Raw genomic sequence first — 11,774 nt, 5'->3', positions numbered from 1 at the left:
GCTGGACGCGCCAGCCGATCGCGCCGGGCGCGTACAGGTCGAAGACGACCTGACGATACCAGGCCATCCCGAGATCTTTGCGATCGGCGATACCGTCAGCATCAACGCCTGGGACGGCAAGCCGGTGCCAGGCATCGCGCCGGCCGCCAAGCAGCAGGGCCGTCACGTCGCCGAAACGATCAAGGCGCGACTGCGAGGCGAGACAAAGGGCGCGTTCCGCTACAAGCATGCCGGCAGCCTCGCCCAGATCGGCAAGCGCCTCGCCGTGATCGACTTCGGCCGCTTCAAGCTGCGCGGCGCGATCGCATGGTGGATCTGGGGCATCGCCCACATCTACTTCCTGATCGGCCTGCGCCACCGGCTCAGTGTCGCGCTGAGCTGGCTCTGGATCTACGCGCGGGACCAGCGGGCAGCGCGGCTGATCACCCAGGGGAGCAGTAAGGTGGTGTAGGGGCTATCGCGGCACGTTCCTCTTACCCTCCCCTGGAGGGGGAGGGTCGCGAAGCATGCAGCGAAGCGAAATGCGTAGCGGGGTGGGGTGACAGTCTCTCCGCGCAGACACTGCCCGTGTTGAGAGATCACCCCACCCCGCTCGCGCTGCGCGCGATCGACCCTCCCCCTCCAGGGGAGGGTGAAAGAGACGGCGCTCGCTCCCTTACTTCACCAATTCACACCCGCCTTCCGCCAGCGGGCGGAACGCCTGGTCGGCCGGAATCGTCGAGACCAGCTTGTAATAGTCGTAGGGATATTTCGACTCCTCCGGCTTCTTCACCTCGAACAGGTACATCGGATGCACGACGCGGCCGTCCTGGCGGATCGTGGTGTCGCCGAACAATTTGTCCTTGCCTTTGAACTTCTTCATCTCGGGCACGGCGTCCTTGGCATTGTCGCTGCCGGTCGCGGCGACCGCGTTGAGATAAGCGAGCGTCGAGGCATAGACGCCGGCCTGGTTGCCGCTCGGCATCTTGCCGTTCATGCCGGGACGGGCGGCGAACCGCTTGGCGAAGGCGCGGGTGTCGTCATTCATGTCCCAGTAGAAGGCTTCCATGAGCTGGAGGCCCTGCGCGACCTTGATGCCCATGCCGTGGACGTCGTTGATGAAGAGCAGGAAGGCGACGAGCCGCTGCCCGTTCTGCTGAATGCCGAACTCGGCGGCCTGCTTCACCGCGTTAATGGTGTCACCGCCGGCATTGGCAAGGCCGATCACCTGAGCCTTCGAGCCCTGCGCCTGCAACAGGAAGGAGGCAAAGTCGGAGGTGCCGAGCGGGTGCTTTGAGGAGCCAAGCACCTTGCCGCCATGCGCCTCGATGTATTTCTGCGCTTCCGATTCGATGCCCTTGCCGAGCGCGAAATCGACTGTGAGGAAATACCAGTCCTTGCCGCCACGCGAGACCATCGCGGCCGCCGTGGTGTTGCCGGTGGCCCAGGTGTCGTTGACCCATTGGATGGTGTTGGGCGAGCAGGCCTTGCCGGTGAGATCGGAGCTTGCGGTCGAGGACGCCAGGAACGTCATGCGGCTGTCGCGCAGCAGCGTGTTGATGGAGAGGCCTACGGCCGAGTTCGGCACGTCGACGATGGCATCGACACCCTCGACGTCGAGCCATTTGCGCGCAATGGCATTGCCGACATCGGCCTTGTTCTGGTGGTCGGCATAGACGATCTCGACCTTGATGTTCTTGCCGCCGCCGTTGAAATCCTCCGCGGCCATGCGCGCGGCTTCCACCGAGCCCATGCCGTTAGTGTCCTGGAAGATGCCGGAGATGTCGTTGAGCACGCCGACGCGCACGACATTGTCCGAGATCTCGGCGCTCGCCGCGCCGGCCACCAGGCTCGCGGCCAACGCAAGCGTCCATTTCAGATGTTTCATGGTTCCCTCCCCTGTTTGATGGTTTGCCGCGCCGGTCGTTGCCGGCGCGTCGAGACTCAGACCTGCCGCTCCGGCAGCTTCACGACGAGCCCGTCGAGCTCCGGCGTGATCTTGATCTGGCAGGACAGCCGGCTGTTGGGCAGCCGCTCGCTCGCGGTGCCGTCAAGCAGCGCATCCTCGTCGTCGGCCATGCCGGGCAGCCGCGCGAGCCAGCCCTCGTCGACATAGACATGGCAAGTCGCGCACATGGCGTTGCCGCCGCATTCGGCCAGAATGCCGTCGAGACCGTGTCGGGTCGCGGTCTGCATGGCGCTCTCCCCGTCCGCGGTCTCGATGCGCTCGGACTTGCCGTCGGGATGGATGAAAGTGATGGCGGGCATCAAAGCTCCTGGTCAGGCCGGGGTGATCGTGACGGGCAGGCTGTCGAGCCCGCGCAGCGTGTTGTTGAAGCGACGCTTCGGCTCGCCCGTGATCTCGATCTTCGCGATGCGCCGGGCCAGCGCCGTCAGCATCACCTCGCCTTCGAGGCGGGCAACGAGCTGTCCGACGCACATGTGGATTCCCGAGCCGAAGCCGACATGGCCGGAGGTGCGGCGCGTGATGTCGTAGCTATCAGGCTCGTCCCAGCGTCTGGGATCGCGATTGGCGGCGGCGAGGAACATCAGTACCTTCTCGCCCTCGCCGATCGTCGCGCCTGACAGCTCGACATCGCGAGTGGTGGTCCGGAAGAAGGTCTGCACCGGGCTTTCGAACCGCACGGCCTCCTCGAAGGCGTTGCGTGCCAGCGTCAGATCAGCGCGCAGGCGCTGCCACTGGTCGGGGAAGCGCGCAAGGCAATAGACCGCCGCGCCGATGCCGTTGACGGTGGTGTCGAGGCCGGCCGACAGCAGCGAGCGCACCAGCAGCGGCGCCTCGGTCGCGGTGATCTCGCCGTCGTCGACCCGGGCGTGGATACAGGCGCCGAAGCCACCGGGCGCGAGGTTGTCGCGCTGGCATTGCTCGGCGACATAGGCCTGGTGCGGCGCCGAGCGCGCGATCGCCTGCTGGCGCAGCTCATTGGGCGGACCGAACGCGTTGAACACGACGCTGGCATAGGGAATGAGATGCTCGCGTCCCTCCGCCTTCAGGCCCAGCGCATCCGGAAAGATCGAGAGCGGATAGGCCTCGGCGAGATCGGTGATCGCGTCGAAGCTGCGCTTGTGCAGCAGCGCATCCACCCGCTCCTCCGCAGCGGCGGCAAAGCGGTCGCGCACCTGCTTCATCACGGTCGGCGACAGCACCTTCGACAGCACGGCGCGGGTGCGGGTGTGCGCGGGCGGATCGGCCTCGAGGATCAGGCTCGGCGGCCGCCACGGCGTCTCCTTCTTGAAGTCGGACAGGCCGACGCCGCGGCTGGAGCAGAAGGTCGCGGGATCGTTCAGCACCGCATGGACCTCGGCATAGCGCGCCACGCCATAGACGTTCCATTTGTCGAGGTAGACCACCGGCCCTGCCTCCCGCAGCCGCTGATGCGTCGGATACGGGTCCGCGAAAAAATTCATGTCGAAGGGATCGACGTCGAGATGCGGGACGGCCGCAGAGCCTGTCGATGCAGGGGTGCCGGATGCGGTCATGGGAGACCTCTCTCATTTTGATCTTGTGAAAGCGCGGCGCATGCCTTTAGGTCGGTGGCCTCACCGCGAGACAGAACGCCGACATGCCTGCGCCTTCGACCAGACCCCGCCACAAGCCTGCGCCCGCAGAGGCGGGACCGACGCTCGATCTCGAGCGTTACGTCCCGGCCTTCGTCACCTTCATCGCCAACAAGCTCTCGAACAGCGCGACCGCGTTCTATCAGCGGGAGTTCGGCGTCAACGTCACGGAATGGCGGATCATGTCGCTGCTGGCGATCGAGCCCGGCATTCCGGCCTCGCGCATCTGTCACGTCATCGGCTTCGACAAGGGGCCAGTGAGCCGGACGCTGGCGGGCCTCGAGAAGCGCGGGCTGATCTCGATCCGCACCGATCCCCACGACGGCCGCACCCATTCGATTTCGCTGACGGCGAAGGGCCGCAGCACCCATGACAAGGTGATCGCCGCAGCGCTCGAACGCGAGCGGCGGCTGTTGTCCTGCCTGAGCAAGGACGAGCGCGAGGTGCTGATCGGCCTGCTCCGCCGGCTGCACGAAAATCTCGGCGCGGTCACGGACAGCAGCTACACCTGACGCACCGCACCGCGGCCGCGCCCTGTCGCCACCTCCAGGCATGCGCCCGCGCTTGCCCGCGGCACCCTTCCTGCCGAGCATCGTTTCCTCCGAGATCGGACCCGGCGGTTTCCCCGCCGTCGTCCTGGTCTGGAACGGTTCGCACAGATTAGTTGCTTAGGCAACAAAAGAATCAGCAATATATTGCGGCAGCGGGATTGGCCCATCTCGTCATTCCGGGGCGCGCGTAGCGCGAACCCGGAATCCATCGTGCAACACCCCTGCGGTGAAATGGATTCCGGGCTCGCGCCAAGAGGCGCGCCCCGGAATGACAGCGGAATGTGGCTTCGCTACCGGCCTTTACAACCCGATCCACTCGCCCGACGCATCATCGTTCAACCGCGCCACCGCATCGGCGCGGCGGGTCAGCACGGCGCGCTGGTTGATGTAGCCCTTGTCGGTAATCTCGCCGCCATCGACCGACGGCGGTTCGGCGAGAAGCAGCGCGCGCGTAGCGTGGCCGGCGGAATTGGGGCCGTCCTGCTTCAGTTTCGCCAGTTCCTGCGCAATGGCGCTCCTGACCTTGGCATGCGCGAGCACCTCGTGCACATCAGCCGTCTCGCCCAGGCCGGCATGAGCACGGCAGGCCGCGACGTTGGGGAACACCAGGAAGCGCACTTCGTCGCCGCCATGACCTGACACCACGATATCCTGCGCCAGCGGCGCCAGCGCGGCGATGCCGGCAACGCGCAGCGTGCCGACGCTGACCCAGGTGCCGGAATTGAGCTTGAAATCCTCGGCGACGCGGCCGTCGAAGAACAGGCCGCGCTCCGGCCGCGCGTGATCGGCAAGCTTCACCGCATCGCCGATGAGATAAAAACCCTCTTCATCAAAGGCCTGCCTGGTCAGCTCCGGCGCCTTCCAATAGCCCGGCGTGACGTTGGGACCGCGCACCCGCACCTCCAGCTTGTCGCCGGAGGGGACCAGCTTCAGCTCGGTGCCGGGAATGGGCACACCGATATTGCCGGAGCGCTCCGCGAGGAAATGGCAGTCGGTCGCAAGCGGCGACGTTTCGGTCGAACCCCAGGCCGAAACCATCGGCAGCGCGCGGCCGACGGTCCTGATCGAGAGGTCTTCGAGCGCATCCCAGAGATTCTGCGGCAACGCGGCACCGGCATAGAAGGCGAATTTCACCTCGCTGAAGAAGCGGTGACGCAGCTCCTCGTCGCCGCGCAGCGCCGCGATCAGCATGTCGAATCCGCGCGGCACGTTGAAATAGACCGTCGGCATCACGCTTTTCAGATTGGCGAGCGACGTCGCAAACAGCCCGGGCGCCGGCTTGCCGCCGTCGATATAGAGCGAGCCGCCATTGCGCAGCACGAGATTGAAATTGTGGTTGGCGCCGAAGGTGTGGCTCCAGGGCAACCAGTCGAGAATGACGAGGTCGCGGCCACCCTGCTCCAGAAATGTCCAGGTCTGCGCCTTGGCCTGCTGGCTCGAGGTCAGCATGCGCTGGGTGTTGATGACGGCCTTGGGCCTGCCTGTCGACCCCGAGGTGAACAGGAATTTGGCGATCGTGTCGGGCGTCACCGCGGCGAACGCCGTTGCGACGTCGGGCGTTTCAGGCGTTGTTGCAATGGCGCCGAAGGCCAACGCATCGGCATCGCCGTCGATGCCGCTGATGATCTGGGCCGTGTGAAGCGGTTTGATCGCCGCCAGCGCTGCCGCAAATGGTTTCATGGCGGAGACATAGATCGCGCCCGGCTCGAGCAGTGCGATCATGCTCTTGAGCTTGTCAAAATCTTTCGACATCAACGAATAGGCCGGCGAAATCGCCGCCGAGGGCACGCCGACATGCTGGGCCGCAAGCGCCAGCAGCGCGTGGTCGATGCTGTTGTCGGAGAGAATCGCGAGCGGGCGTTCGGCGCTCAGACCCTGTGCCAGGATCCAGGACGCCGCCGCACGCACCTGGCGCAGCGCCTGCGCATAGCTGACGGTGGTCCATGGCGCCTCGACGTCGCCGCGCTCGGCAAGGAAGGTCGCATCCGGCGTTTGCCGCGCCCGTTGCTCCAGCCAGTCGCCGACGCAGCGTGCGCCGTCGCGCAAGGGATCGGGCGAGCGCAGCACGATGCTGCCGTCGGCGCGATGCTCGGCGACGGTCCGTGGCGTTGCAAACAGGCTTGCGGCATCGCCGCGTGCGGCGGTTGTCATGATTTCCTCCTCCGCCCGGATCCCGGATCGGCCGCAGCCTCGTTCCGGGCTGCTTTGGCCATAATGTTGGGCATGACAATTGTTGTCGTCAACAACAATCTTCCGCCCGCACTATAATGACGTTACAAGAATAGTCCGGCAGGAGACGCGATTTGACAGCCACCTCAGCCCAGACTTCCGCACGCAGACGCGCCGGCAACGGCGCGGCGCCTCGGGACATGGCCGACGATATCGGCCTCGACGCACTGGTCGGGCACGCCGGCTATGCGGTGCGGCGCTTCCAGATCTGGATCTTTCAGGACTTCATCAGAACGCTCGGCGATGTCGACATCCGGCCGACGCAATATTCGGTGCTGACCGTGATCGGCGCCAATCCGGGCCTGTCGCAGATGGCGGTGGCAAAGCGTCTTGGCATCGAGCGCGCCCGGCTGGTGCACCTGCTCGACAGCCTCGAACAGCGCAAGCTCGTGAAGCGGGTCAAATCGAAGGCGGACCGTCGCTCGCATGCGCTGCATCTCACGACCCAGGGCGAGACGGCGCTGGCGAAATTCAAGCGGCTCGCGGCCGAGCACGAGCGGCATGTCGAAGAGAAGATCGGCAAGGAAAACCGGGCACACCTGCTGCGGATCCTTGCTGGCTTCACCTGATCTCGACTGCCCATGATTTGGGCAGATGCCCGTCACGGGGCGCTGACGGCACGGCCCGCCCGCCTGCCAAAATATCCCGCAAGCCACTGATCCCACGGATCATATCCGCAGCCTCCGTCCTGCCCGGATAATGTACACAATGGCACATCGCTTGCTTCACTCCGGGGGTGAAGCAGTTGCCGGAGTTTTGTCGCCATGGGGGCTGAAATGGGGGCTGAGCAGCCTGAAACGATCGCCGCGATTGTGGCCGCGCATCGCGCGGGCACGTTGACGCCGGCAGAGACGGTCGCGCGGACCTATCAGCGCATCCGCGACCACAATGATCCCGCCATCTTCATCAGCCTGCGCGACGAAAAGGATGCGATCGCGGAGGCTGAGAGGCTCGCCACGAAGGACACCGCCAGCCTGCCACTCTACGGCGTGCCCGTTGCGGTGAAGGACAATATCGACGCGCTGGGCTTTCCGACCACGGCGGCCTGCCCGGCCTTCTCCACTACGCCGACGCATGACTCGACTGCGGTGGCGCGGCTGCGCGCGGCCGGCGCCATCATCATCGGCAAGACCAATCTCGACCAGTTCGCCACCGGCCTCGTCGGCGTGCGCTCGCCCTACGGCGTTCCCAAGAATTCGATCCGCGAGGATCTCATTCCCGGCGGCTCCAGTTCGGGCTCCGCGGTGGCGGTCGGCGCGGGGCTGGTGCCGCTGTCGCTGGGCACCGACACCGCCGGCTCGGGCCGCGTGCCGGCGATGCTCAACAACATCGTCGGGCTGAAGCCGAGCCTCGGCATGGTCTCGAATGCGGGGCTGGTGCCGGCCTGCCGCACGCTCGATTGCATCTCGGTGTTTGCGCTGACCGTGGACGATGCCGCACTGGCGCTGTCCGTAATGGCGGGGCCGGACCCGGCCGATCCGTTCTCGCGCGACCGGCCGCTGGGCGCGCTCACGCCGCTCCCCTCAGACCTGCGCCTCGGCGTGCCGCGCAACGGACAGCTGATCTTTTTCGGCGACAAGAAGGCGGAAGCCGCCTACGCCGATGCGCTGAAGCGCTGGACTGCGCTTGGCGCAACGCTGGTCGAGTTCGACCTCGAGCCGTTCTACGAGACGGCGCGGCTGCTCTATGAGGGCCCCTGGGTCGCCGAACGCTACCTCGTGATCAAGGATCTGCTGGCGTCCGCGCCCGATTCGATTCATCCGGTGACGCGCGAGATCACCGCAGCCGGCGCGCGGCTGACCGCTGCGGACACGTTCTCGGCGCTCTATCGCCTGCAGGGCCTGCGCAAGATTGCCGAGCGCACGTTTGCCAATATCGACGCGCTGGTGCTGCCGACCGCGCCGACCGCCTATACCACCGCGCAGGTGCTCGCCAATCCGATCGAGCTCAACAGCCGGCTCGGCACCTACACCAATTTCGTCAATCTGCTCGATCTCTGCGGCCTCGCGCTGCCGGCGTCGATGCGCGCCGACGGCATTCCGTTCGGCATCACGCTGCTCGCGCCCGCGGGGCATGATGCGCTGCTCGCGAGCATCGGCCGCGTCTTCCATGCCGATACCAAGCTGAGTCTCGGCGCGAAGGGCACGGCGCAAGCTCCGCTGTCGCCGCTGCCGGCAAGCAGCGGCGACGAGATCCCGATCGCGGTCGTCGGCGCACATCTGTCCGGCATGGTGCTCAACGGCGAATTGAAGGCACTGAACGGGCGCCTGATCGAGGCAACCAGAACTGCGCCCGACTACAAGCTCTACGCGCTCAAGACCACGCCACCGAAACCCGGCATGCTGCGCGTGGAAGCCGGCAAGGGCGCCGCCATCGAGCTGGAGATCTGGTCGCTGTCGCCGTCCGCCTTCGGCAAATTCGTCAATGCGATTCCTTCGCCGATGGCGATCGGCACGGTGCGCCTTGCCGATGGCCGCAGCGTGAAAGGGTTTCTCGTCGAGCCGGAGGTGCTGAGCGATGCGCGAGATATCACCGCGTATGGGGGATGGCGCGCGTATATGAAGGAAGCTACGACAAAGTAGATCTCGTAGGGTGGGCAAAGCGAAGCGTGCCCACGATCCCGACCTTCATGAAAAACCGTGGGCACGGCGCTTTGCGCCTTTGCCCACCCTACGGCACCGATCGCGCGGCGCTACACCGACACCGCGTAAATCTCGTACTCCCCGCGCACCAGCTCGATATGCGCACGCATCGCGGCGGCGGCGCCCTGCTTGTCGCCGCGCATGATGGCGACGACGACGCGGTCGTGCTCGGCTTGCGACTTGGCGAGACGGCCGAGGTTGCGGAACTGGGCGCGGCGGAACGGCTGCACGCGCACCCGCGTCGCCAGCGTGATCTCGGCGATGTAGCCGTTCTGCGAGCCCGCATAGATCGCGTTGTGGAAGCGCTCGTTGACCTCGTGAAAGCGATCGGGATTGCCGGTGTAGCTCAACACCCGCAGCTCCTCGTGGATCGCCTCGAGGCCATGGCGCTCGGCGGCGGACATGCGCTCGGCGGCGAGGCCTGCACACAGCGCCTCGAGCTCCGCCATCGCCTCGAACATGCTCGTCAGACGCTCGATCGAGGGCTGCGCCACCACCGCGCCGCGATGGGCGCGCGCCTCGACGAGGCCGCTGGCCACGAGCTGACGCAGCGCCTCACGCACCGGCGTCCGCGACACGCTGAAGCGGCGCGCGATATCGGTCTCGTCCAGGGGCGAGCCGGGGGCCAGGGCGCCGCGCACGATTTCGTCGGCGAGCTGCAGGCGCAGCTCCTCGGCGCGCGTGACCTTCTGCAGCGATGGCGAGGCACGGTCGACGCGGGGCACCACCGGTTCGGCCGGCAGGGCTCCCTGCGGAAGATCGTCGAGCGTCATGCGGTCAGGTCTCTTTCGGCTCGTCGATCATGCTGACATGGGCGGCGACGACGCGCCAGCCCTCCGGAAAGCGAATCCAGGTCTGCATCTGCCGGCCGACCTTGCCGGGCGCCGTATCGCGGTAGAACAGGGTGGAGGCCACCGCCGTGTCGCGGCCATAGCTGCTGATCACCGTCTTGGCGGTGCGGCGGTTCAGGCCGACCGGCGAGCGCGCGGCGCGGAAGCCGTTGATCGCCTCGTAGCCGTAGAGGTTCTCACCGATGCCGTAGCGCAGCGTGCGGGGATCGTTGCGGAAGAGCTCGCCGAGCACGGCGACATCGTTACTGACGAGGGCCTGCTCATAACGATCGAATGCGGCTTTGACTTCCGCGATCACCTCGGGGAGATCGATCTCCATGTCAGAGTCCTCTCGGCGCGGGCGCTGCCGCGACGCCCATCTTTTCCAAAGCGTAGGCGACGCGGAGCGCGATGTCCTCGCGCCAGGGCGCAGCGATGATCTGCACCCCGATCGGCAGCGGCTCGAGCGGCACCGGGACGGCCACCACCGGCAGGCCGATGAAGGAGATCGGCTGGGTGTGGACGCCGATATTGGCGCGCACCGGCAGCTCGACGCCGTCGAGGTTGAAATTCACCTGCCCGAGCTTTGGCGCGGTGCAGGGCGTTGCCGGCGCGAGCAGCACGTCGACGGTCTTGAAGATCTCGGCGAGCTGCGCGCGATACCAGCGCCGAAATTTTTGCGCCCGATCGACCATCGGCGCCGGCACCATCGCGCCAGCGATCAGCCGGTCGCGCACCGCAGGATCGAAATCGTTCGGCCGCTTGCGCAGGCGATCGAGATGCAGCGACGCGCCTTCGGTGGTGGTGATGACATAGGCGGCCGCGCGGGCGCGCGCGGCTTCGGGAACGTCGACCACCTTCGTTGCGCCAAGCGCCTTGGCGACGCGGCTGACGGCCTCGACCGCTTCCGGAAACACGTTCTTCTGGAAATACCCGCCGGCGATCGCGATGCGCAGATCCGAGACGGGATTGGCGATCAGCGGCAGCGTCGGCTCCAGCCCGCGCGTCGTGCAGGCGCTGTCCTCCGCGTCCGGGCCCTGCATCACGTCATAGGCGAGCGCGAGATCGGTGACGGAGCGCGCGAACGGGCCGAGATGATCGAGGCTCGCGACGAACGGGAACGAGCGCGCGCGCGACAGCCGGCCATAGGTCGGCTTCAAACCAAAAATGCCGCAAAACGAGGACGGCACGCGGATCGAGCCATTGGTGTCCGAGCCGAGCGCGATCGGCACCAGCGCGCCGCCGACCGCGCTGCCGGAGCCGCCCGAGGAGCCGCCGGTCATCCGCGTGGTGTCGTGCGGATTGCGCGAGGGACCGTCATGGACGTTCTCGCCCGTAAAATCATAGGCGTATTCGCCCATGTTGAGCGCGCCGACCAGCACGGCGCCGGCGGCTTCCATCCGCTCGATCAGCGTCGCATCGCGCGCTGCGGGCGCGCGATCGCGGTTGATCTCCGAGCCGGCGCGCGTCGGAAGCCCGGCGACGTCAAACAGGTTCTTCACCGCGAAGGGCACGCCGGCGAGCGGGCCGACTTCCTTGCCGGCGGCGATATCGGCGTCGATGGCGCGTGCTTTCGCACGGGCGCGATCGGCGGTGACGTCGGTGAAGGAATTGAGGACACTGTCGTGCTGCTTGATGCGCGACAGCGCCGCTTCCGTGGCGTCGAGCGCGGACATCCGGCGGCCCGCAACCGCACTCGCGATGTCCGAGGCCGTCATCTCTGGCTTGCTGGTCATGGCAGCATCAAGCGGTGAAAATCGGCGCCGGCTCGGTCTCGTCCGGCAGCGCGAATTCGTCGACCAGGCGAGCGAGGCGCAGCGAGACTTCGAGGTTGGCGCGCACCGCGGGCCTCCAGGCCTCCTCGACCGGCAGCGCCAGCGCTTTCGATACGGCGTCGATATAATCGTCCAGCGGCTCGGCCATCACGCTCCCAAACTAGCTCTCTAGGTTGTCATTTGAGCATG

At 66.5% G+C, this 11,774-nt stretch carries 12 protein-coding genes; 4 read left to right on the top strand and 8 right to left on the bottom strand.

What is annotated here, in order from left to right; genetic code table 11:
* The coding region (locus IC66_RS0105065) for a hypothetical protein (RefSeq protein WP_038946878.1) at positions 1–451 on the top strand (451 nt) is incomplete at its 5' end.
* Positions 452–655: 204 nt separating this feature from the next.
* Here the strand turns inward: IC66_RS0105065 and IC66_RS0105060 are convergent.
* Genes IC66_RS0105060 through IC66_RS0105050 form a run of 3 tightly spaced genes read right to left on the bottom strand, consistent with a single transcriptional unit; the run spans position 656 to position 3,480 of the window.
* Positions 656–1,867 carry an ABC transporter substrate-binding protein gene (locus tag IC66_RS0105060; RefSeq protein WP_038946876.1) on the bottom strand — a complete coding sequence of 404 codons (1,212 nt, stop codon included), beginning with the start codon at positions 1,865–1,867 and terminating at the stop codon, positions 656–658.
* A 56-nt stretch (positions 1,868–1,923) separates the two neighbouring features.
* Positions 1,924–2,247, bottom strand: coding sequence for a 2Fe-2S iron-sulfur cluster-binding protein (locus tag IC66_RS0105055; protein WP_028139741.1), 324 nt, complete (start codon positions 2,245–2,247; stop codon positions 1,924–1,926).
* A gap of 12 nt (positions 2,248–2,259) precedes the next feature.
* Positions 2,260–3,480: a cytochrome P450 gene (locus tag IC66_RS0105050; RefSeq protein ID WP_038946875.1), complete on the bottom strand. Its 1,221-nt coding sequence runs from the start codon at positions 3,478–3,480 to the stop codon at positions 2,260–2,262.
* A gap of 83 nt (positions 3,481–3,563) precedes the next feature.
* On the opposite strand from IC66_RS0105050, the gene IC66_RS0105045 reads away from it, so the two are divergent.
* Complete coding sequence (locus IC66_RS0105045; RefSeq protein WP_028139739.1) at positions 3,564–4,070, top strand: MarR family winged helix-turn-helix transcriptional regulator; 507 nt, start codon at positions 3,564–3,566, stop codon at positions 4,068–4,070.
* A 339-nt stretch (positions 4,071–4,409) separates the two neighbouring features.
* Here IC66_RS0105045 and IC66_RS0105040 read toward each other — a convergent pair whose 3' ends face one another.
* Positions 4,410–6,260 carry a feruloyl-CoA synthase gene (locus IC66_RS0105040; protein ID WP_038946873.1) on the bottom strand — a complete coding sequence of 617 codons (1,851 nt, stop codon included), beginning with the start codon at positions 6,258–6,260 and terminating at the stop codon, positions 4,410–4,412.
* A 152-nt stretch (positions 6,261–6,412) separates the two neighbouring features.
* On the opposite strand from IC66_RS0105040, the gene IC66_RS0105035 reads away from it, so the two are divergent.
* Together IC66_RS0105035 and atzF are read left to right on the top strand one after the other, a co-directional pair.
* Positions 6,413–6,907 carry a MarR family winged helix-turn-helix transcriptional regulator gene (locus IC66_RS0105035; RefSeq protein WP_038946872.1) on the top strand — a complete coding sequence of 165 codons (495 nt, stop codon included), beginning with the start codon at positions 6,413–6,415 and terminating at the stop codon, positions 6,905–6,907.
* Between the two features lie 207 nt (positions 6,908–7,114).
* Complete coding sequence (gene atzF / locus IC66_RS0105030) at positions 7,115–8,920, top strand: allophanate hydrolase (protein WP_038946871.1); 1,806 nt, start codon at positions 7,115–7,117, stop codon at positions 8,918–8,920.
* A 110-nt stretch (positions 8,921–9,030) separates the two neighbouring features.
* Here the strand turns inward: atzF and IC66_RS0105025 are convergent, their stop codons facing one another.
* Genes IC66_RS0105025 through IC66_RS0105010 form a run of 4 tightly spaced genes read right to left on the bottom strand, consistent with a single transcriptional unit; the run spans position 9,031 to position 11,733 of the window.
* Positions 9,031–9,753 (bottom strand): GntR family transcriptional regulator, encoded by a 723-nt coding sequence (locus IC66_RS0105025; protein WP_038946870.1) that lies wholly within the window; start codon positions 9,751–9,753, stop codon positions 9,031–9,033.
* Between the two features lie 4 nt (positions 9,754–9,757).
* The gene (gene hpxZ, locus IC66_RS0105020) at positions 9,758–10,150 is read right to left on the bottom strand and encodes an oxalurate catabolism protein HpxZ (protein ID WP_028139734.1); all 393 of its coding nucleotides are present in this window, start codon (positions 10,148–10,150) and stop codon (positions 9,758–9,760) included.
* Between the two features lies 1 nt (position 10,151).
* On the bottom strand, positions 10,152–11,546 hold the full coding sequence (locus IC66_RS0105015) for an AtzE family amidohydrolase (protein ID WP_038946869.1): 1,395 nt from the start codon (positions 11,544–11,546) through the stop codon (positions 10,152–10,154).
* A 7-nt stretch (positions 11,547–11,553) separates the two neighbouring features.
* Positions 11,554–11,733 carry a DUF4089 domain-containing protein gene (locus IC66_RS0105010; protein WP_018316853.1) on the bottom strand — a complete coding sequence of 60 codons (180 nt, stop codon included), beginning with the start codon at positions 11,731–11,733 and terminating at the stop codon, positions 11,554–11,556.
* Between the last annotated feature and the right edge of the window lie 41 nt (positions 11,734–11,774).

Source organism: Bradyrhizobium genomosp. III (genome assembly GCF_000261705.1).
GTDB lineage: Bacteria > Pseudomonadota > Alphaproteobacteria > Rhizobiales > Xanthobacteraceae > Bradyrhizobium > Bradyrhizobium ottawaense.
This window is presented reverse-complemented; position numbering and strand designations above follow the sequence as displayed.